The sequence below is a fragment of the Paenibacillus vietnamensis genome, assembly GCF_020169515.1.
Lineage (GTDB): Bacteria > Bacillota > Bacilli > Paenibacillales > Paenibacillaceae > Pristimantibacillus > Pristimantibacillus vietnamensis.
This window is the reverse complement of record NZ_JAHMHW010000001.1, coordinates 998,384-1,019,267: the sequence shown is the minus strand read 5'-3', so window position 1 is coordinate 1,019,267 and position 20,884 is coordinate 998,384. Positions and strand designations below refer to the sequence as shown.

Here is a 20,884-nt window from a genome sequence, read left to right as displayed (position 1 = left end):
TCATTCATTAAACGAAACGATCGATCCTTTAAACACGTAGTAGGAATGAGTCGACGCATGTCGAATGGTTAGTGGAGCACAACTTTATCAAACAGGAGAGTGGATGGAATTGTTTTTGCATTTTCTTCAAGAAACCGAATATAAACTGGCTTTTCTGGAATTGGCCCATTTGGTGGCTAACGCGGACGGATTCGTCAACCGCAAGGAACAGGGTTACCTCCGCTCCTATATGGATGAGATGGACATTCCTAGGGAAGCCGTTGATATTCCTGCGCCAAGGGAGCTAGCGGACATCATCGGCGGCATTAAGGACGAACAGGTAAAAAATATATTTTTCGCGGAAATGCTGCTGCTCATTTTTGCCGACGGGGATTACAACGACGACGAAAAGCAGCTTGTGCAGGATATGAAGCGGCTGCTCGGATTTTCGGACGAAACGTATGAAGCGTTCAAAAGCTGGGTCGTGCGGATGGATAAGCTGAGAATCGAAGGGATGAAGCTTATCTTGAGCTCACACGTGCCTAGTCTATAAGCAGTAAAAAGAGGATTGCCGAAAACAGCGTACAGCTGCTTAGGCAATCCTCTTTCTTGACCGCTATAGAAGCTCCTGCAGCCCCTTCATCATTTTGCGATATTCCTCGGAGTCAGTCATTTCCGCTGCAAAAGCTTTCCACTCTGAAATCGAAGCCGCTCCCACGATCACTTTTATTTTAAACTGTTCCAGCTTACGATTCATTTCCGCATATTCGCCGCTGCGCCATAACCCGCCGGCCTGCTGCAGAACTTGTCCCTCATAAGTGGTTTTGCGCCACTCGTTAACCGCCGTTTCATAGTCTTTGCGTACAGATCCGGGAAGCTGATCCAGGCTGTCCCCTCCCGCAAGAACGTCCGTTTGGCCAAAAAGATGGCTAATGGCGGAATGATCGCGGTTTTCAAGACCGTCAACTTTTGCCCATTCTCCATTTTCCGTCATCTCATAACCGCGGTCGAGCCATTCCAGAATGGCCTTTCTGTCGGTCTTAGTCATGACCGTCACGATGTACATGCCGTTGCCGCGCGTATTCCACGGCGCAATTGCAGTGCTGCCCGCATCAGCCTTGATACCAGGCAAAGGAGACCAAATCGAGGAGTCGGAAGTCAATGCTGCCGCCTGGGACAAGCTTATGGCCGATAGCCCCGCTTGGTTACCGCTTAGCCGGCTGTCTGCCTGTTCCTTGCTTATTACGGGAAATTCTTTATCGATTAGTCCGTCGGCATACGCGCGCGCAAGCCATTGGAGTGCTTTTTCTTCTTCCGGGCTGACGGCATGGTCGGTGATTTGGCCGTCCTTGACGGAGAAGCGGGCTGGAAATCCCGTGAATGCATGCTCGACCCAGCTAAGCGTCCCTAATCCGTCTCCATTTAAATAGCCGGTAAGACCGACCGTATCGTATTTGCCGTTTCCGTCCGGATCATGTGTGGTGAACAGCTTAAGCGCTTCGTACAGCTCCTCCATCGTCGAAGGCTTCACAAGTCCGAGCCGGTCCAGCCAGTCCTGACGGATTGCAGGAAACGGGGCGTCGTGCGGATCTCCCGGTCGGGCGATGCCTATGCTTTTGCCGGAGACGGTCCGTCCGCCCGATTCATTTTGCGCCAGCCGGCTTAGCCGCGGGAATTGTTTTAATTCATCCGTCAGATCGAGCGCAATACTCTCAAGCAGATCGTCCGGATATGGATACGGATCCTCCAGCAGCATAAGGTCCTGCATCTCCCCCGCTGCAATCATAATATTGATGCGGTCGCGATAGTTCTCGGGGGCATACAAATTGAGCCGGATATCTGCGTTCATCCGCTCGCGCATGGCAGATAGCAGCTGCGTCGGCGGCTCCGTCATTCCGTTATCGGCTTTTGCGGCGACACGGATGACGGGAAGCGCATGGGGATCGCTGACGATGGCCAGCCGAAGTGAAGCTTCCCACGATACGCGCAGCCCGCTCGCTTCCGCAGCAAGCCGCAGAGGAACCCATAGGCCGAGATCGTCGATATATGGCGCAGCGCTCAAATTTCCGATCATTTCGCCATGCGCTTCCGCTTCATGGCGGTTAGCCCAGAAGGTCATTACTCTTTTGGAATGAAGTAACACCGAAAGCTTGCGATCGGCTGCGTCCCATTCCAGCTCGCAGCCGAGGCCTTCCAGAAGTGCTCTGCCGGGAACCATCATCGTGCCGTTAATCAGCTTGGGTGGCCTTGGGAGTGAAATTTGCAAATTCTGAAAGGAAACGGAGACGGGGCGCACCGACACGGTGCCAGAGTCTGAACGGCCGGCTGATCCCGATGACAATTGAGCGTGTGCTGAAGGGGTTCCGTTCCAAACGGAAGCCGTAACGGCAAGCGCAATGATTGCTAAAGACGATTTGCGGATTGTGCGTCTGCTCACTTAAATTCCTCTCTTCCATGGTTGGTAAAATCTTGTAACACCTAATAGACGCTTTAGAACGGAAAAGGTTTCTCTTTTTTGGGAACGACTGACAATATGGTGTATTACATGCATAATACATGTGGGGTGTATGAACCACGTAGTACACACACTAGTCCAGAAACGAGAGGTACCGCGATGCAAACAAGCGAAGGATGGTCGGAAGTCGCTTTCAACAACAGGGACCCGGTGTACTTGCAAGTCGTCCGGCATTTCAAAGAGCGGATCGCTACGGGGCATCTGCAGGCCGGACAAATCATTCCCTCGAGGAGGGAGCTCGGCTCGCTTATGAAAATTAACCCGAATACGGCGCAGAAGGCGTACAAGGAAATGGAGGAGCAGCAGTTGATCATAACGGAAGGCAACTCGCCAAGCCGCATTACAGACGATGCCAAGGTGCTCGAGCAAGTAAGAGCGGAGCTGCTCGGCGAAGCGGTGCATGCTTTTGTGGCATCCGTGCGGAAAATCGACGTTCCGATCGAAGAGCTTCTGCAGCTGGTCAAGCAACAATTTGAGGAAAGCGGGGGCGGAGCATGATTGAAGTTGCAGATATCCGAAAGCGTTACCTGCTCCGACAGGTGCTGAAGGGAGTATCCTTCACGGCGGAGAAGGGACAAATTACATGCCTGATTGGCGTCAATGGAGCGGGGAAGTCGACGGTGCTCAAGGCGATTATGGGGCTGACCCCTATCGGGGGAGGAGCGATCCGCATTGACGGCCGGCCGCCCGGACCGGACCTGTATGAGAAGGTGACGTTCGTCCCCGATCATCTGACGATGCCGGCCGGCATGAGGCTGTCCGAGGCGCTGACGTTTATGGAGGATTTTTATGACAGCTGGAACAAGGAGCGGGCCCGCGATTTGATGCAATTTTTCAGCCTCGAGCATTCGGAGCGGATCGGAAGCTTATCCAAAGGGACGGCCGCCAAATTCAACCTGCTGCTCGGTCTCGGGCAGGATTCCAATTACATTTTGCTGGACGAGCCTTTCTCAGGAATCGATTTGTTCAGCCGGGAAACGATTACAGAGGTGTTCACAAGCGATTTGATAGACGGCCGCGGCGTTTTGCTGACGACGCATGAGATCGGAGAAATGGAGCATTTGATCGATAAAGCGGTGATGCTGAGGGACGGCATCGTTACGCGTTCGTTCGATGTCGAGGACATGCGCAGCGGAGAGGGCAAATCGGTCATTGATGTCATGAGGGAGGTGTACCGCGGATGAACCGATATTTAAAGCTGGTCCATATGGAGGTTCACCGGTTCCGGTGGGTGCTGGCGGCATTGATGGGATTGACGGCTATTTTGCAAATCTCATCTTTACTATGGATTGTAAAAAGAGAATTGAAGCTGCGTGCAGAGCAGAAGCTCAGGGATTTGGTGGCGGATTCGTTCAGTGTGCCTCCTCCAGAAAATCTGACTTTTGAATGGGCGATGTATAATATGCAGTTCTGGTTCATTCTTCCGATTCTTATCAGCATATCTGTATTGGTCGTATACATATTGCTTATCTGGTACCGGGACTGGCTCGGGCGGAGCACGTTTATCTATCGCCTGCTTATGCTTCCGTCCGCAAGGTGCCAGCTCTATTGGGCTAAAATAACCGCTATTCTTTTGTTTGTTTTTGTCATGATATCCTATCAGCTTGCTCTGCTTTCCGTAGAGCATTTCATATTCAATCTGGCTGTACCCGCAGATTCCCGGGAGGAATCCCATATCGTAGACGCGATAAAGGCTAATCCTGCATTAAACACACTCATACCCCGCCGGTTCGAACAGTTTTTATATTCTTACGGGCTAGGCACGTTAGCGGTGCTTGTTATTTTCACCACCTTACTGTTTGAGAGAAGCTACAGACGTGTTGGCATCTTGTATGGCTTGCTTTATTTGGCTGGATGTTCACTCGTTGTTTTCTTAGCCATAAGCACAACAACAAGCGGACTCAGGGGTTATTTATATCCTGGCGAACTCTTCGTTATTATAATTGCTGTGTGCATAGCCGTGGCGATTGCTTCGATCTGGCTGGGATTGAGATTGATTAAGAGGAAGATATCGGTTTGAGGGGGAGGATACATATGAAGCGATATTGGACTTCGGTCGTCGCGGTCTTATTAGCTCTTAGCGGCATCATTGTCTATTATTCAATTGGCACACGTAATCATTTGCCTGAATATAAGCTGGAAACCGTTCAGGGTAATCCGGTATACGGAAAAGCTGTCAACTTATCCGGCTCCTATTTTGGTAACATGAGATCCGAGCAATTGTCGGTAAGTATGCGCGGGAGTGTTTATAGGGAAAGCAACTTTACTTTTCGTCATTATTTAGCCGATAGCGGATCATGGTTCTATAGTCAATCCGGCATAAAGGCTTTAGTTGACAAGTATAGCTCCTTTATGCGGGGAAAAATGAACTTCGATGGTTTTTTCCGAGATAAGGAGCGCGTCATTTACGCTGAAGCCGAGCGTGTCGGCGGCCGTTCTGAAGAAGCAGGCGTTAGGATAAGTCTCGATATTTTAGATGAGAAATCGGGGAAAGAGTCCCGCATAGAGAATACATACCCGCTTAAGACAGCATTCGACTACTTATATTTAGTGGATGTTCAGTTGGTGGAGGATCAGGTGTTTTTACTGGTTCAACAGTTATATTACGAAAAGCCGCCTGGCGGGAAAGAGCTGTTTGTCATTGACATCAATAATGGGAATTTATTAAGAAATGAGCTGATTCACGGTCCTGAAAGAGGTGGAAACGGAGGGCAAACAGAAATTTCAATCATTAAACCTCTGATCTTTTCCGATACGTCGCAGCATATCATCTTGGATGAAAGAACTTCAAGCGATGTTATCGATGGACACAGAAATTCTGTTGAAAAAGCCGCAAGCGCTGCAGTTGATGACGAAGTGCCATCGAAGCTTTATTCATTTTCCTATGTAACGGGGGAAGTCGTCGCTTTACCGGATCATTATTCATTAGCAAAAAAAAGCGGACAAAGGGCTTACAGCTTGCAAAACGATATGTTCTATTGGGCTGAATCTGATCCCGCCAGCATCAGTTTATCCCGTTACGATCTAGCTTTAAAGAAAGATGATTTTGACTATACAACGATTACGGCTGAAGCGATAGGCGGGGGAGTTATCAAATCGGTGCAGATTTCCAAGGACCGAGTTTATGTTTTATTGATGAAAGAGGAAAGAGCTATGGCCGCCGTTCTCGACCTTAAAGACGGAATGCTTCTTTATTCCGGAAAACCGGCCGTTGTTGACGATAACAGCCGCTCTGCGGAGAAGTTAAGCGCCATTCGATTGTTGAATTTAGATGTACATGAACGTTATAACGAATGAATCGGCGGTGGGCGGTATGAAACCGGACTGCCGAATGGAGCTGACTCTGCAACGGTTAAGAGAGCTCGAGCTTTACGCTTATCAGGTTGCACATTTTTTATTGAAAAATGACCGGCTTGCAGAGGAAGCCGCGAAGGCGGCTTTGCTGGAGATAAGCCGGACGGACAAGCTGGCCGAGACACCGGCCGAAGAGCTGCGTTTACGAATGAGGAAGCAAACGATCAGAGCTTCACTTCATTTAGCCGGCACGGCCTTGACGACGAGCTGAAAAATCTTAGATGACCACCGCCCCGGCGGATGGTCATTTTTTTGTAAAACAGAATTTTTAGGGTTCCAATTACTGCTAATATGTGGTAATATATACGAGAACAAATGTTCGATATGAGATTTGAAGAGAGGTATTAAATGATGTCTGATCGGTATCCGGAAATTGACGAAGTCATCGCCTATATTCATCAGAATATTTACGATCCGCTTCCGCTCTCCCGGTTGGCGGATTACGCTGCCTATAGCCCGTTTCATTTCTCTCGGATTTTTAAGGAAAGAATGGGGCTTTCTCCCCAATACTTCGTCTCCGCTTTGCGGCTGCAGAAGGCGAAGGATCTGTTAATTCATACGAATATGAGCATTCGCGATATCGGGCTGGAGATCGGGCAGCAAAGCCTCGGCACGTTTACGACCAGATTTACGGAGCGGGTAGGCGTGACGCCGTCCCACTTTCGAAATTCGGCACAGCAGGCGGACAGCTTGTTTCAAACCTTACATAACTTGAATGATTGGCGGGAATCGGCACCTGCCATCATTACTCATCAGTGCATCGAAGGTACTATAGAGGCGGACGTTCCTTTCGACGGTGTCATTTTGATCGGCCTGTTCGCTAAGCCTATACCCGAAGGGATGCCCTTATACGGAACCTTGCTTCCGGGACTCGGAACCTTCCGGTTTACAGATGTTAAACCCGGCATCTATTATTTGATGGCCACTTCCGTTTCATGGGGGTCACAGGCAAAGGATTTTTTATTGCCGCATACGACGCTGCGAACACGCTCGCGGGAGCCGATCGTCGTCGAACCCTTTACAACCGTGCCTTATCAGGAAGTTTCGTTATACGAGCCAAGAGTCGATGATCCTCCCATCCTTATTTCTCTTCCCGTGCTAATGGGCAATTTTATAAGCAGACTTCAGTCTCGACCGGAAGCTGCCGCCGGAAAAGCGTCGCGTCCCTAATCCCTCATTGAGTTGTTTTCCCGCAGCGATTATAATAGTACGAGAATATTTTAGGGAAAAGGTGTCATAGATGAGCATATTAAACGTAGAACGACTTAGTCATGGATTCGGGGACCGTGCGATTTTCAACGATGTTTCCTTTCGCCTGCTGAAGGGCGAGCACATTGGTCTTATCGGCGCTAACGGTGAAGGTAAGTCCACTTTTATGAACATTATTACAGGCAAGCTTCAACCGGATGACGGCAAGGTCGAATGGTCCAAGCGCGTTCGCGTAGGCTATCTGGATCAGCATGCCGTACTGGGCAAAGGCATGACGATGCGCGATGTCTTGAAAGGCGCATTTCAATATTTGTTTGACCTGGAGCAGGAAATGAACGACATGTACGGCAGGATGGGAGATGTTACGCCAGAGGAGCTGGAGCAGCTGCTCGAGGATGTCGGTACGATCCAGGATACGTTGACAAACCAGGATTTTTACCTGATTGATGCGAAGATCGACGAAACTGCGCGCGGCCTTGGACTTACCGATATCGGTCTCGATAAGGACGTCCACGATTTGAGCGGCGGGCAGCGCACGAAGGTGCTGCTGGCGAAGCTGCTGCTTGAGAAGCCGGACATCCTTCTGCTTGACGAGCCGACGAACTATTTGGACGAGCAGCATATCGAATGGCTGAAGCGTTATTTGCAGGAATACGAGAATGCCTTTATTTTGATATCCCACGACATTCCGTTTTTGAACAGTGTCATCAACCTGATCTATCATATGGAGAATCAAGAGCTGACACGATATGTCGGCGATTACGATCATTTCCAGCAAGTGTACGAAATGAAGAAGCAGCAGCTGGAGTCGGCTTATAAGCGTCAACAGCAGGAAATTGCCGACTTGAAGGATTTTGTAGCCCGCAACAAGGCCAGTGTAGCAACGCGCAACATGGCGATGTCGAGGCAGAAGAAGCTCGATAAGATGGAAGTAATCGAGCTGGCCAAGGAGAAACCGAAGCCGCAGTTCAACTTCAAGGATGCCAGAACGTCCGGCAAGCTGATTTTCGAGACGAAGGAGCTTGTGATCGGCTATGACGCTCCTTTATCCAGAGCGCTTGATCTCCGTATGGAGCGCGGACAGAAGATTGCGCTCGTAGGTGCTAACGGAATCGGGAAGACGACGCTGCTGCGCAGCATTTTAGGAGAGATCCCGGCCATCTCGGGCTCCGTTCAGCTTGGAGAAAATCTTCATATCGGATATTTCCAGCAGGAAATGAAGGATACGAACTACAATACTTGCATCGAAGAAATTTGGAAAGAGTTTCCTTCGTTTACGCAGTTCGAGGTGCGCGCGGCATTGGCCAAGTGCGGTCTCACGACGAAGCATATCGAAAGCAAAATCGCCGTGCTCAGCGGCGGGGAGAAAGCGAAGGTCAGACTTTGCAAGCTGATAAACAACGAAACGAATTTGCTGGTTCTCGACGAGCCTACGAACCACTTGGATGTAGATGCGAAGGACGAGTTGAAGCGGGCCCTTAAAGCATACAAAGGAAGCATTCTGCTCATTTCCCATGAACCTGAGTTTTATCGTGACGTCGTTACCGAAACCTGGAATTGCGAAAGCTGGACGACGAAGGTATTTTAATAGCTCGACGTTTGGGTGGAGGGGAGCGGGTGACGCTTATTAAGGTGTGAAAAGGAGGGAGGCGGGAAGATGCCGGTCTCAAGCAGCGACCAGCTGAAGCAAATTAACATCGGAATTATCGGCTCGGCCCTATTTGTGGACAAGGTCATGCAGATCATCGACTCGTTTCCCTCTTTCGCACCGGTCCCGGTCATCATTGAGCATGAGGAGGAAGCTCCCTTATCGGCAGAACGGATCAGCGGGCATGTGGAGGTCATTCTGCTTGCGGATTCACGGTCTCGGCGCAAGGTGAAGGAGACGCTCGGTGTTCCATTGCCCGTACATCATATCCCTGTTACGGACGCCGGATTGTACAAGGCTTTATTCCATGCCTGGCATACCGGTGCATTATCCGGAGGCATTTCGGTCGATACGCTTACGGAAGCGATGGTCAACAGGGCGATTAACGATCTTGGCATTTCGCGACTTGACGTCACCGTATACGATGGGCCTGCCTATGAGACAAAGGATAGGCTCATAGATTTCCATTCCGGCTGCTATGAAGCTGGCTCTTGCTCCATCGCTATCACCGGGATGGAAGCGGTAGCGAAGACGTTGAACGAGCGCAGGATCCCGAATGTATGGTTAATGCCGTCCGATCAGGATATTGTCGTTTCTTTGGAACGGGCACTGCTCTCCACGGAAACCAGGCGCAGCAAGGAAGCGCAAATTGTAGTCGGGATGGTGAACATAGACGAATTCGGCAAGCTTGCCGTCATGCGCGGCAATGAGCATGAGGTTCAGAAGCTGAAGCTGAGCATTCATCGGATGGTTCTCGATTATGTGGAATCGCTGGACGGTTATTTGACTCATCTAGGCGGAGACGAATACCTGTTCTTTACGACAAGGGGAATATTCGAGCGGGAAACCGGCGGCTATAAATCTGTTCCCCTCGCGAAAGACGTGAACAAATCGTTAGGCTTGTCCTTAAGCATAGGGATCGGATTCGGACGCTCTGCTAGCGTAGCAGGAACGAATGCGAGAGCCGCGCTTAGGAAAGCGAAAGAAGCAGGCGGGAATGCTTGCTTCATCGTGCGGGAGGACGGAACCTTAATCGGTCCCTTGGAAATGGCCGAGCCCGTTCAAGACGTGCTTTCCTTTACCGATGCGGAGCTGATCAAACGGGCGGAGGATGCCGGGATGACCAGCGCCTATTTGAGCAAGCTGCTGCACAACAGAGCGAGGTTCGGCAAGAACGAATACAAGGTGCATGAGCTTGCCGCACTGCTTGACATTACCGTTAGGAGCGCACACCGCCTGCTTTTACTATGGATTGACAACGGCTTGGTCGACATTTCGGGAATGGAGAAGGTGCCGAGAGGAAGGCCGAGACAAATTTTCAAATTTACATTTTTGCAAAAAAGCCCTTAGCTTCGGAGGGCTTTTTTTGCGTTTAATTAAAGACAATTAAAAGATTTGTCTTTATATAGTTCAACCCGTTATGATGAAGGAAGATTCGGTACACGAGGGAGGTAAGGGTATATGCGGAACGTCGCAGAATTGGAAAATAAGCTAACGGAGCCGTCCGAAAAGCTGATTCGCGATTTAAAGACAATCGACGGTGATATCCTCATTCTTGGCGTTGGCGGTAAGATGGGGCCAAGCTTGGCCGGATTGGCCGTCAAGGCGATCAGGGAAGGAAACTTGAATAAACGGGTTATCGGGGTATCGAGATTTTCCGATCCTGAGGCCAAGCGCGGGCTGGAGGAGGCGGGTGTCGAAACAATTTCATGCGATTTGCTGAACGAGCAGGAGCTGGAGCGGCTGCCGGACGGCGCAAACGTCATTTATATGGCAGGGAACAAGTTCGGGACGACGGGGCGGGAAGCCTTTACTTGGGCGATGAATGCTTATTTACCTGGCAGGGTCGCCCAGAAATACAAACACTCGCGAATGGTCGTGTTCTCTTCTGGCAATGTATATCCTTTCTCGCCGGTCGGAAGCGGCGGTGTAGACGAGAGCGTCACTCCCGAGCCGCTCGGCGAGTATGCGCAGTCCTGCCTGGGACGGGAACGGATTTTTGAATATTTTTCGCATCGGAATCAGACGCCGATGACCATTTACAGATTGAATTACGCTATCGATATGCGTTACGGCATTTTGCTTGAGCTGGCACGATCGGTACAGGAAGGCCGGCCGGTCAATCTGGCGATGGGGCATGCGAACGTCATCTGGCAGGGGGATGCCAATGAAATGGCACTCCGGAGCCTGACGCTTTGCTCGAGCCCGCCTGCGGTCATGAACGTAACGGGACCGGAGACGATGTCCATTCGTTGGGCAGCTGCCGAGCTAGCCGCGAGGCTTAAGAAGGAAGCGCTGTTCGAAGGCACCGAGTCGAATAATGCTTTGCTGAGCAATGCCGCTAAATCCCATCAGTTGTTCGGTTATCCGAGCGTTTCTCTGCTGCAAATGATTGATTGGACGGCGGATTGGTTGTTATCCGGAGGCCCGACCTGGAATAAACCGACTCATTTTCAAGAACGAAAGGGGAAATTTTAAATGACGCGATCAAGACATAAGCTGCCAGCCGAGCTGACTCGTGCGCTTCATGATGGATTGGTCATCCCGGCCCATCCGCTCGCGCTTCGGGAGTGCCGCAAGCTGGATGAGCGTCGTCAACGGGCATTGACACGTTACTATGCCGCATCCGGAGCCGGCGGAATTGCGGTCGGGGTACATACGACGCAATTTGCCATCCGCAATGAAGATAACCGTCTGTATGAGCCCGTTCTTCGTCTTGCCGCAGAAGAAATCGGCCAAGCGAGACTGAGCAGGCCGTTCATCAAGGTCGCAGGCGTTTGCGGTCCGACGGAGCAGGCTGTGGAGGAGGCTTCCATCGCGGCAGAGCTGGGCTATGACGCTTGTTTGCTCAGTATGGGCGGTCTTGATTACTTGAGTGAAGACGATCTGCTGAAAAGGACTGAACGAGTAGGAGAGGTACTGCCTGCCATCGGCTTTTATTTGCAGCCATCCGTTGGAGGCCGGGTGCTCAGCTGCGATTTTTGGCGGCATTTCGCGGATATGGAAAGCGTTATTGCTATCAAGCTTGCGCCTTTCAACCGCTATCACACAATCGACGTCGTTCGAGCCGTCTGCTGCTCGAGCCGCCGGGACGAAATCGCGCTTTACACCGGCAACGACGACAATATTTTGAATGACTTGTTGACGGAGTATCGGTTCGTCATTAACGGGCGCCAAGTAAAAAAACGGATCGTCGGCGGTCTGCTCGGGCATTGGGCGGTTTGGACACATAAGGCCGTTCAGCTGTTGGAGGAAATCAAAGCGCTGCGTGATGGCCGGGACCTGCCGCAGGAATGGCTGACCCGGAATATTCAGGTAACGGATACCAATGCCGCTTTTTTTGATACGGCTAACGGGTTTAAGGGCTGTATTGCAGGGATTCATGAGGTGCTGCGCAGACAAGGGCTGCTGCAAGGAATATGGTGCCTGGACGTTGAGGAAGCGCTGTCTCCGGGCCAAGCGGAGGAAATTGACCGCGTATATAGAGATTACCCTCATTTAAACGACGATGATTTTGTGAAACGGCATTTAGAGCAGTGGCTGGCGGAATAATTGTGGTGCCCACGGAAAGGAGGAAACTTTCATGCGGTTTAAAGATGTATTTTCCATTATTGGGCCTGGCATGATCGGCCCTTCAAGCTCGCATACGGCCGGGGCCGTTCGCATCGGAAGGGCGGCGCGTCATCTTTTCGGAGGAATGCCCCTGCAGGCGGAGCTTACGTTATATGGATCGTTTGCCGAAACGTATGAGGGTCATGGCACGGATCTGGCTTTGGCGGCCGGCCTTTTGGATTATGCGACGGATGATGAGAGAATCCGGAATGCTTTAAGTCTTGCCAAGGCTTTGGGAATGGAACTGACGTTCAACGCTGCACGGGATCCAACCGTCCATCCAAACAGCGTTCTTCTCACATTAAGAAGCGAGAATAGGGAAGATTCGTTCATGGGAGCTTCGATAGGCGGCGGAAATGCAGAAATGACGAAAATTAACGGTTTTGACGTTAAATTTTCCGTTCATAATCCTACTTTGCTGGTATTCCATGCGGACCGCCTCGGCATGCTGGCAGCATTCACATCGCTGATCGAAGCGGAGTGGCTAAATATAAGCTATATGGATGTGAACCGTAAAAGCCGGGCCGGCGATGCGCTCACCGTTATTCAAACCGATGAACGTCTCTCCGGCAAGCTGCCGGATCGGATCCGGGCAATTGAAGGGGTCAGGCGCGTGGCCAGCATGAATCTTTCGTAATGGGGTGGGCGGATGAGATTTTCGACGCTGCGGCAGCTTGCCGAGCGATGCAGGGAAGAACAGGTCACGATCGGACAATTTATGCTGAACGAGCAAGCTTTCGAGACGGGAGAAAGCAAAACGACGATTGTCACGCAAATGACGGATTATTACACGGTGATGAAGGAAGCCGTGCGCAGAGGTCTGGAGCATCCCCAACCTTCGAGAAGCGGACTGACCGGCGGCGATGCGGCGCGTGTCCGCCAATATATGGACCGGCCGGACGGCACGTTATTGGGGAACGATGCATCCCGAGCCCTGACCTATGCCTTGTCGGTGTCGGAAGTCAACGCGTCGATGGGCAAAATCGTGGCGACGCCAACGGCCGGCTCTTGCGGCATCATTCCCGGCGTATTCGTCAGCGCTCAGCAGCGTTACTGTTGGGCTGATGATCGGCTGGTGATGGGATTGTTTTGCGCGGGGGCTATCGGCTATGTAATTGCGAACAACTCTTTTATCTCCGGAGCGGAAGGCGGCTGCCAAGCCGAAATCGGATCTGCGGTCGCAATGGCGGCGGGAGCGATGACGGAGCTGCTCGGCGGCACGCCTGAGCAAGCCGTTCACGCGGTGGGGCTCGCCCTGAAAAATTCGCTTGGCTTAATATGCGATCCCGTAGGCGGGTTGGTGGAAATTCCCTGCATTGTCCGCAACGGGTTCGGTGCGGTAACGGCGCTGGCAGCTGCGGATATGGCGTTAGCGGGCGTTAGGAGCGTTATCCCAACTGATGAGGTTATCGAAGTGATGCATGAGACGGGACGCGCCATGCCGGACATTTACCGGGAAACGGCGAAGGGCGGATTGGCCGGGACACCGACCGGACGCAAGCTGGCAAAGGAGCTGTTTTCACACGAGAACGGACATCAGAATGCGGATGTACCTCCCGAAGGCGGCCAACGATGAAGCCGTTGAACCTTGGGATCATAGGAGCGGATTCTTCACACGCCGTCGCATTTACGAAGCTGTTAAACGATTCCATGCAGCCGTATCATGTCAATGGGGGACATGTAACTATCGTATACCCGGGCGGTTCCCCGGATTTCCCGTTAAGCCGTCAAAGGGTAGCAGGCTTTACCGGGGAATTGGTGCGAAGCTTCGGTGTCCGGATCGCGAGCACGCCCGCAGAAGTCGCCGAAGCAAGCGATGCCATATTGCTGCTCGCAGCCGACGGACGCAAGCATAAAGAGCTGTTTGAGCGGATCGCAGCCTATGGAAAGCCTGTCTTCATCGATAAACCGTTCGCGTTAAGCTCTGCGGATGCCATGGAGATGAAGCGCATGGCAGAGGCTTGCGGTATTCCCCTTATGAGCTGCTCTTCACTGCGCTATGCCCAGAGCTTGACTGAGGAGCTCGCGAAAGGAACGCAAAGCGATATTGCCGGAGCACACGTATACGGACCGATTTCGGTTGAACCGACGCAAGGCTACTATTTCTGGTACGGCATTCACTCGGCCGAGCTGCTATATGCGATAATGGGACCAGGCTGCCTTTCGGTAACGGTTGAATCGAGCGAAACTATGGAATGGATCAAAGGCCGTTGGCATGACGGGCGAATCGGTACGATTAGACTTAGCCGTTCGGGCTCATACCGCTTTGGGGCACTTATCCATCGAAAAACGGAATCGGTGCATGTCGATACCGAATCGTCGCCGAAGCCCTTTTACTCCAGTTTGCTGGAGAACGTAATCGGATGGTTTGGCACTCGAAAGCCGGCTCTTGATTTGAACGAAACGATCGAAATTATCCGCTTTCTCGAAGCGGCGGATGAAAGCCGGATGAAGGGCGAGATCGAGCTTTAATCCATCAATTTGAAGGTTTTCGGGATTCGGAATTTTTTATATTTCTACCGCTTTATCATTTTCCACATGGCCTCAAAGCTTGATTTATCAACGTTTTTTACGATCGGAAGGACAATGCGCGGAAAAAACGAAGGGGCCGAGAAATCGTTTGGTTTACGAATGGCGAAAGCGTTTTTAAACTTAAAAATGTAAGACGCGGCAAGCATGTAAACGAGCCGTCTTGATGGACCAATCTTATAGGAGAAAAGGGAGGCTGTACCATGTCAAAAAAGATTTTGAGTATGACGCTGATCCTATCCATGCTGATCGTTATCCTGTCCGCCTGCAGCGGGAACGGCAGCGAGACCGGTAGCGGAGTCAGCGCTTCAGATCCTCCGGCAGCTGCACCAAGTCAATCGCCGGACGCCGGCAGCCAGCAGTACGGCGACACCGGGGGGCTGCAGCTGCCGATCGTCGACGAGCCCGTTACCATCACCTATATGCTGCCAAGTAACGTTGCCGACCTGAACGACAACAAGCTGGTCGTCAATGAGCTGCTGAAGCGCACGGGCATAAAGGTGGAATTCCAGTCCTATTCCCCGCAAACGTATCAAGACAAACTGAAGGTCGTCGTAGCCTCAGGCAAGCTGCCGGATATTTTCATCGGACTGAAGCCCGCGGAATTGAAAAAGATCGGCCAGCAGAAGGGCGTCGCTGCGATAACCGATTATGCGGACATGCTGCCCAATTTTAAGAAGCTATACGTGGAAGAAAACGCTTGGGTCATCAAATCATTCGGGGATCAGAACGGCAACCTGTACACCTGGCCGATCTTTAATCTGAACAGGGACGTTAATCACGGCTTTTTGTACCGGAAGGACATCTTCGACAAGCTCGGCATCGAGGAATGGACGAATACGGAGCAATTTTACGAGGCGCTCAAGAAGCTGAAGGAAGCCTATCCGGATTCCTATCCGTATGCCTCCAAAGGATTGGCCAACATTTTTAAGGACTGGTCGTTCGGCTGGGGACTCGGCAATGCCGACAATTATCCCGCGTACTACGACGAGAAGGACGGTGCCTGGAAGTTTGCCAGCGTGCAGCCGGAGCATAAGGAAATGCTCGATTTTATGAAAAGGCTGTATAACGAAGGGCTGATCGACCCCGAGTTTTTAACCGATACGCAGGATTCCTGGACGACAAAAATGACATCCGGCAAAGCGTTCGTAACATGGGACTGGATCGGCAGATTGGACTTATTTTACAACCAGATCAAGGATCAGAACCCGGAATACGATCTCAGGTATGCGAACCCGGTCGGTCCGACGGGCAACGTAAGAAGCCTGCCGGAAGTATCGGATTTCAGCATTGCGGTCGCCAACAATAAAAATACGGAAATATCGTTAAAGCTGCTGGATTACTTAACGAGCCCGTCCGGGAGTGAGCTGATGACGGTCGGCGTGGAAGGCGTGAACTTCGAGTGGGGCGACGACGGATTCCCGGTCTATCCGGAGCTGGCCGAACTGCCGCTCGTCGATATCGGGGTGCTGGAGGACCGGTACAGCATGTGGCTGGAAGGCGCGTACTTAAGGCCGGACAGACGAAGCGTGTACTACAAATTTTCCGAAAAAGAACAGGAAGCGCAGGATAAAATTTTAAAAGGCGATAAACGCGAGGCTAGAGATCCGATCCTGAACTTTACGGATGAAGAGATTTCGGTGCTGGCCGAGCTTCAAACGTCTCTGCAAAAGGCAGCGGAGGAATTTAACGCGAAATACATTTTGGATAAAAGCTACGGCGAGCAGCAGTGGCAGGACTGGCTGCGCAATGCCCCGAAAAACGGCTCGGAGCAGGTGATCAAAGTATATAACGATGCGCAAAAACGATTCGATGAGTCCAAATAACCGGCGGCAATTCCGGTTTATTGGCTAGAGCGGGCGTCCGGCTGCTATGCCGGGCGTCCCAGGGAGGGATGACATCGTGCGGCAATCGAACTTGGAAGCCGTGAAGCCCGGCGGAGGCAAACCGCTGTCCACCCGTCTCGAAGCGGCGTGGAAGCATATTAAACGCGACAAACAGCTGCTGCTACTATTCATACCTTGTATCCTCTTTTACCTGCTGTTCCGCTACGGCCCTCTATACGGCCTGATTCTGGCATTTAAGGATTACAGCGTTTTTTCCGGAGTGTGGGGTAGCGACTGGGTCGGACTAAAGCATTTCGATAAGTTTTTCACAAGCCGGGATTTCTGGCTGCTGTTCAAAAACACGCTGCTGCTCGGTTTCTATACGCTAATCTTCGGATTTCCCTTTCCGATTTTGCTCGCGATTCTGCTTAACGAGGTCAGAATCGGCTGGTTCAAAAAATCGGTGCAAACCTTCAGTTATTTACCCGCCTTTTTATCCGTTGTCATTATTTGCAGCATGATCATCGATTTTTTGTCGCCGAACAACGGCCTGCTGAACCAGCTTCTCGCGGTGCTCGGCTTTGAGAAAAAATATTTCCTTGTCGATCCGGGCTGGTTCCGTCCGATCTACGTCATATCCGAAATATGGGGGACGATGGGGTACGAGGCGATCATTTATTTGGCCGCAATCGCGGGTATCAACCCGACACTTTATGAGGCGGCCAGAGTCGACGGCGCAAGCCGGTTCGGCATGATGAGGCACATTACGCTGCCCGGCCTGCTCCCGACGCTGCTGGTCATGTTCATACTCAAAACAGGATCGATGATCCGGATCGGGTACGAGAAGGTGCTTCTGCTGTACAATCCGATGACGTATGACGTTGCGGACGTGTTCTCGACCTACGTATACCGCAAGGGCCTGCTGGAATCCAACTACAGCTACGCCGCGGCTGTCGGAATGTTCGAGGCACTGGTCGCGATGCTAATGCTGCTGTCGGCCAACTTCTTAAGCAAAAGGATCGGAGGAAACGGCCTATGGTAGGGGAGAGCAAACTATCTTTATTCGGCATCGCGAATACGCTGCTGCTCATCTGCGCAGCCGTCGCTACGCTTTACCCGGTCGTTTATATTACGGCGGTTTCGCTGAGCGACACGGCCTCCGTCATCCAGGGGAAAGTATTGCTGCTTCCGAAAGGAATCAATCTGGACGCCTACGCGGAGGTGATGAAAAACGAAAAAATTCCAAGAGCCTACTTGAATTCGGTCTATTACACTGCTTTAGGAACGTTCATTAACCTGTTGTTTACCGCTGTTGCGGCATATCCATTGTCTCAGCGTACCTTTTTCGGCCGAAGGTTTTTTATGCTGGCGATCGTCATGACCATGTTCTTCAACGCGGGAATCATTCCGACGTATATGGTTGTGCAGCAGCTTGGGCTGATTGATTCCGTCTGGGCGCTCGTACTGCCGAATGCGATCTGGACGATGGAGCTCATTATTTTAAAAAGCTTTTACGAGAACATGTCCGGTCAAATCCGCGAGGCGGCGCTGATTGACGGAGCATCGGAATACCGGATTTTGTTCAACATCGTAATTCCGCTGTCCAAGCCGGCTCTGGCCTCCATCGGACTGTTCTATTTCATGGGGCATTGGAACAGCTTCTTTCTGCCTTTGATCTACTTAAGCGACAAGGATATGTATCCTCTCCAGGTTGTGCTAAGAGATATGCTCATTTACAACACGGAGAACGACGCAGGGCTTGTCGACCGTGCCGCCTTGGCGCCGCAAGCGATGAAAAACGCAACGATCGTGCTGTCTATGATCCCCGTGCTCCTTATTTATCCGTTTGCTCAAAAATATTTTGCGAAGGGAGTTATGCTTGGCTCGGAAAAGGGTTAAGTGGATGGGCGTGGAATATAAGTTGGATGACATCCTGTGAGGTGACGCCTATGAATCGGTTAATCGCGAATCGCGGGCTGCTGCAAATTTTTTTCTCGCTGCTGCTCGTCATCGTCATCATGTTTGTATCCAACTTCGTTGTCTATCAAAATTCGATTTCCGGCATCTATGAGAAGGTCACACAAAATAACCGGCTGGCGGTCAAAAACATCATCCAGTCTTTCGACAGCCAGTTCGCAACGGTCAATAATCTCATTTTCGCTATTCACGGCTTGCCCTACGATAACATCGTGCCTCGCGGTGATGGGGATCTCGACATGGCCAAGGTGTATATGCTTCAGGACAGCTTGTCTTCCCTGGTTTCATCCATCGATTTCATAGAGGAAGTTATTGTTTTTTTCGACGGAGCCGATCTGGCGATAACCTCAAAGGGAACAAGCGATCTGAGCGTCCTGTTTAGCCAGAAATATAAGCATAGCCTTCACACGGCCGATTATTGGAAGACGTTCGCCAGGTCCAAGCATACGTTCACGATGTTTCCTGCGGAGCAGTATTCGGTCGCCGGCGACGGATCGGCTAAAGGCAGCAGGCGGCTGATGGTGGCCATGGACGGCAATAAGGTCCGGCTGTCCGACAAAAACGTCATGATTCTGCTCGATGTGGAAAAGCTGCAGAAGCAGGTCAATCTCAAAGCTCTTATTCCAGGCGCATCGCTGATCGTGCTTGATGCCAGCCGTAACATTATATTGAGCACCGAGAAGGACTGGGACTTGTTGGAGCTTCTGAACGACGTATACTTCGACACGTCGCAGGAAGCGTCGGTTACGCAGGAAAACTTCGAATACAATTTTTATAAATCGGATTATAACGACTTTATTTACATCGATAAGGTGCCTTACCAATTTCAAAATATCGGCTCCGTCACGGATGCCAGCCGCATGATTATGGTGAGCGCCATTATAAGCGCCATTCTCCTGTCCGCTTTGCTAAGCGTTTATTTGTATCGGCCGGTTCGTGACATTCTCAAGCTGCTTGGGGGGAGCGCGGTTAAGGGCAATGATTTCCGGAAAATTTACAGCGGAATCGTAAAAGTCCAATCGGAGAACGAGGCTCTGCTCAAACAAATGGATTACGTCGACAATGAAATGCGCAGAGGCGTATTTCTCCAGTCGCTGGATGAGCTGTCTCATTCCCGGGAATATGAGCTGCAGATGCAAAAGTATTACCCGCATTTTTTTCAGGAACGGCACTTCATGATGGCCGGATTCCATTTTGTTCCGATTGACGATGATGAAGCCGCGGATTGGAGGGTTGAGGACATGACGGCTTGGCTGCAGGCAGAGCTTGCTCAGCGGTTCGAGCAAACCGTCCCGTACCATTCGGGTCACATGCTGTTTTTGGCCATGATCGGCATGAAGAATCCCGCTGACCGCAACGCGGTGCTGGTCGGATTGGAAGCAGTCGCCAAGCAGGCGGCGGGACGCGGGCTTAACGGATTCACGTTCAGAACGTACGCAAGCAGGCGGTACGATTCGAAGATAGGCAATATCCAGGCGTCCTACCGGGAGATAAGGCATGCCATGGACTACCGGAACGTAAAGCAGGCTGGTCACGTCATCGATGCGGAATGCATCCGGTACGTTTCGGACGTGTATTTTCCATTCGAGAAAATCGAGAAGCTGTCCAATTTCCTGTTAAGCGGCAAAACGGACGAAAGCTTGCAAATCGTAAACGAGATGATCCGGGAAAACGCGGAACGGAATGTCCATCATCATCAGCTCGTTCATATTGCCAAAAGCATATTGATCCATTTGCTGAAGCAGACAGGAGATGGCTCCGCCGAGAGCAAGGAGTTCGGTCAGGCGGAAAGGGAGTTTTACAGACGGCTGGAGATGGCTTTTCATGATGAGGATATTCGGGTCGCGCTGTCCGACGCCGTTCATTATATGGCTGAGAAACGCGGCCACGGGCAGAAAAGCAAGCTGAATCCCGCCTTTATCTCGCAATATATCGAGCTGCATTACATGGAAAATTTGTATTTGGACCATATGGCTGAGGTGCTGGGCACAAGCCCGAAATATTTTTCGAATTATTTCAAAAAAACGTTTGGCGTCGGCTATGTCGAATATCTCAATAAAGTCAGGCTGTCGCATGCCAGGGAATTTTTGAAGCATACCGACCTGAACGTAGCGGAAATCGGGGAGAAGACGGGATATATGAATTCGTCTACCTTTACGACCACCTTTAAAAAATATTGCGGAATTTCGCCGAGCGAATACCGCAAGAAAGCCATCGAGTGAAGAGGAGGTACCG

19 protein-coding genes are annotated in these 20,884 nt (G+C 51.2%); 18 read left to right on the top strand and 1 reads right to left on the bottom strand.

Annotation, left to right across the window (positions count from 1 at the left end):
- The first annotated feature begins 103 nt into the window (after positions 1–103).
- On the top strand, positions 104–532 hold the full coding sequence (locus tag KP806_RS04485) for a tellurite resistance TerB family protein (RefSeq protein ID WP_224722334.1): 429 nt from the start codon (positions 104–106) through the stop codon (positions 530–532).
- Between the two features lie 63 nt (positions 533–595).
- On the opposite strand, the gene KP806_RS04480 is transcribed toward KP806_RS04485, so the two are convergent.
- On the bottom strand, positions 596–2,416 hold the full coding sequence (locus tag KP806_RS04480) for a stalk domain-containing protein (protein ID WP_224722333.1): 1,821 nt from the start codon (positions 2,414–2,416) through the stop codon (positions 596–598).
- Between the two features lie 177 nt (positions 2,417–2,593).
- Between KP806_RS04480 and KP806_RS04475 the strand changes: the two genes are divergently transcribed.
- The 17 genes from KP806_RS04475 (at position 2,594) to KP806_RS04395 (ending at position 20,871) form a co-directional block, all read left to right on the top strand.
- Positions 2,594–2,992, top strand: a complete 399-nt coding sequence (locus tag KP806_RS04475) for a GntR family transcriptional regulator (RefSeq protein WP_224722332.1) — start codon at positions 2,594–2,596, stop codon at positions 2,990–2,992.
- On the top strand, positions 2,989–3,678 hold the full coding sequence (locus KP806_RS04470) for an ATP-binding cassette domain-containing protein (protein ID WP_224722331.1): 690 nt from the start codon (positions 2,989–2,991) through the stop codon (positions 3,676–3,678). The genes KP806_RS04475 and KP806_RS04470 overlap by 4 nt, the downstream gene beginning before the upstream one ends.
- A gap of 59 nt (positions 3,679–3,737) precedes the next feature.
- On the top strand, positions 3,738–4,514 hold the full coding sequence (locus KP806_RS04465; RefSeq protein ID WP_224722330.1) for a hypothetical protein: 777 nt from the start codon (positions 3,738–3,740) through the stop codon (positions 4,512–4,514).
- Positions 4,515–4,528: 14 nt separating this feature from the next.
- Complete coding sequence (locus KP806_RS04460; protein ID WP_224722329.1) at positions 4,529–5,791, top strand: hypothetical protein; 1,263 nt, start codon at positions 4,529–4,531, stop codon at positions 5,789–5,791.
- A gap of 16 nt (positions 5,792–5,807) precedes the next feature.
- The gene (locus KP806_RS04455) at positions 5,808–6,059 is read left to right on the top strand and encodes a hypothetical protein (RefSeq protein WP_224722328.1); all 252 of its coding nucleotides are present in this window, start codon (positions 5,808–5,810) and stop codon (positions 6,057–6,059) included.
- A 140-nt stretch (positions 6,060–6,199) separates the two neighbouring features.
- The gene (locus KP806_RS04450) at positions 6,200–7,018 is read left to right on the top strand and encodes a helix-turn-helix transcriptional regulator (RefSeq protein ID WP_224722327.1); all 819 of its coding nucleotides are present in this window, start codon (positions 6,200–6,202) and stop codon (positions 7,016–7,018) included.
- Positions 7,019–7,088: 70 nt separating this feature from the next.
- Complete coding sequence (locus tag KP806_RS04445; protein ID WP_224722326.1) at positions 7,089–8,645, top strand: ABC-F family ATP-binding cassette domain-containing protein; 1,557 nt, start codon at positions 7,089–7,091, stop codon at positions 8,643–8,645.
- A gap of 69 nt (positions 8,646–8,714) precedes the next feature.
- Positions 8,715–10,055 carry a hypothetical protein gene (locus KP806_RS04440; protein WP_224722325.1) on the top strand — a complete coding sequence of 447 codons (1,341 nt, stop codon included), beginning with the start codon at positions 8,715–8,717 and terminating at the stop codon, positions 10,053–10,055.
- A gap of 111 nt (positions 10,056–10,166) precedes the next feature.
- A complete protein-coding gene (locus tag KP806_RS04435; RefSeq protein WP_224722324.1) occupies positions 10,167–11,183 on the top strand; it encodes an NAD-dependent epimerase/dehydratase family protein in 1,017 nt (338 codons plus the stop codon).
- A complete protein-coding gene (locus tag KP806_RS04430; RefSeq protein ID WP_224722323.1) occupies positions 11,184–12,257 on the top strand; it encodes a dihydrodipicolinate synthase family protein in 1,074 nt (357 codons plus the stop codon).
- 31 nt (positions 12,258–12,288) lie between these two features.
- Positions 12,289–12,954 (top strand): L-serine ammonia-lyase, iron-sulfur-dependent subunit beta, encoded by a 666-nt coding sequence (sdaAB, locus tag KP806_RS04425; protein WP_224722322.1) that lies wholly within the window; start codon positions 12,289–12,291, stop codon positions 12,952–12,954.
- Positions 12,955–12,966: 12 nt separating this feature from the next.
- On the top strand, positions 12,967–13,893 hold the full coding sequence (gene sdaAA / locus KP806_RS04420; RefSeq protein ID WP_224722321.1) for an L-serine ammonia-lyase, iron-sulfur-dependent, subunit alpha: 927 nt from the start codon (positions 12,967–12,969) through the stop codon (positions 13,891–13,893).
- Positions 13,890–14,789: a Gfo/Idh/MocA family protein gene (locus tag KP806_RS04415; RefSeq protein ID WP_224722320.1), complete on the top strand. Its 900-nt coding sequence runs from the start codon at positions 13,890–13,892 to the stop codon at positions 14,787–14,789. Before sdaAA ends, KP806_RS04415 begins: the two co-directional genes overlap by 4 nt.
- A gap of 260 nt (positions 14,790–15,049) precedes the next feature.
- A complete protein-coding gene (locus KP806_RS04410; RefSeq protein WP_224722319.1) occupies positions 15,050–16,672 on the top strand; it encodes an extracellular solute-binding protein in 1,623 nt (540 codons plus the stop codon).
- 76 nt (positions 16,673–16,748) lie between these two features.
- On the top strand, positions 16,749–17,714 hold the full coding sequence (locus KP806_RS04405; RefSeq protein ID WP_224722318.1) for an ABC transporter permease: 966 nt from the start codon (positions 16,749–16,751) through the stop codon (positions 17,712–17,714).
- The gene (locus KP806_RS04400; protein WP_224722317.1) at positions 17,708–18,571 is read left to right on the top strand and encodes a carbohydrate ABC transporter permease; all 864 of its coding nucleotides are present in this window, start codon (positions 17,708–17,710) and stop codon (positions 18,569–18,571) included. Before KP806_RS04405 ends, KP806_RS04400 begins: the two co-directional genes overlap by 7 nt.
- A gap of 50 nt (positions 18,572–18,621) precedes the next feature.
- The gene (locus tag KP806_RS04395; protein ID WP_224722316.1) at positions 18,622–20,871 is read left to right on the top strand and encodes an AraC family transcriptional regulator; all 2,250 of its coding nucleotides are present in this window, start codon (positions 18,622–18,624) and stop codon (positions 20,869–20,871) included.
- Positions 20,872–20,884: the final 13 nt, after the last annotated feature.

Coding starts and splice junctions, on each gene's coding strand:
- KP806_RS04485 (WP_224722334.1), top strand. CDS start 104: ATGGAATTGTTTTTGCATTTTCTTCAAGAAACCGAATATAAACTGGCT.
- KP806_RS04475 (WP_224722332.1), top strand. CDS start 2,594: ATGCAAACAAGCGAAGGATGGTCGGAAGTCGCTTTCAACAACAGGGAC.
- KP806_RS04470 (WP_224722331.1), top strand. CDS start 2,989: ATGATTGAAGTTGCAGATATCCGAAAGCGTTACCTGCTCCGACAGGTG.
- KP806_RS04460 (WP_224722329.1), top strand. CDS start 4,529: ATGAAGCGATATTGGACTTCGGTCGTCGCGGTCTTATTAGCTCTTAGC.
- KP806_RS04455 (WP_224722328.1), top strand. CDS start 5,808: ATGAAACCGGACTGCCGAATGGAGCTGACTCTGCAACGGTTAAGAGAG.
- KP806_RS04450 (WP_224722327.1), top strand. CDS start 6,200: ATGTCTGATCGGTATCCGGAAATTGACGAAGTCATCGCCTATATTCAT.
- KP806_RS04445 (WP_224722326.1), top strand. CDS start 7,089: ATGAGCATATTAAACGTAGAACGACTTAGTCATGGATTCGGGGACCGT.
- KP806_RS04440 (WP_224722325.1), top strand. CDS start 8,715: ATGCCGGTCTCAAGCAGCGACCAGCTGAAGCAAATTAACATCGGAATT.
- KP806_RS04435 (WP_224722324.1), top strand. CDS start 10,167: ATGCGGAACGTCGCAGAATTGGAAAATAAGCTAACGGAGCCGTCCGAA.
- KP806_RS04430 (WP_224722323.1), top strand. CDS start 11,184: ATGACGCGATCAAGACATAAGCTGCCAGCCGAGCTGACTCGTGCGCTT.
- sdaAB (WP_224722322.1), top strand. CDS start 12,289: ATGCGGTTTAAAGATGTATTTTCCATTATTGGGCCTGGCATGATCGGC.
- sdaAA (WP_224722321.1), top strand. CDS start 12,967: ATGAGATTTTCGACGCTGCGGCAGCTTGCCGAGCGATGCAGGGAAGAA.
- KP806_RS04415 (WP_224722320.1), top strand. CDS start 13,890: ATGAAGCCGTTGAACCTTGGGATCATAGGAGCGGATTCTTCACACGCC.
- KP806_RS04410 (WP_224722319.1), top strand. CDS start 15,050: ATGTCAAAAAAGATTTTGAGTATGACGCTGATCCTATCCATGCTGATC.
- KP806_RS04400 (WP_224722317.1), top strand. CDS start 17,708: ATGGTAGGGGAGAGCAAACTATCTTTATTCGGCATCGCGAATACGCTG.
- KP806_RS04395 (WP_224722316.1), top strand. CDS start 18,622: ATGAATCGGTTAATCGCGAATCGCGGGCTGCTGCAAATTTTTTTCTCG.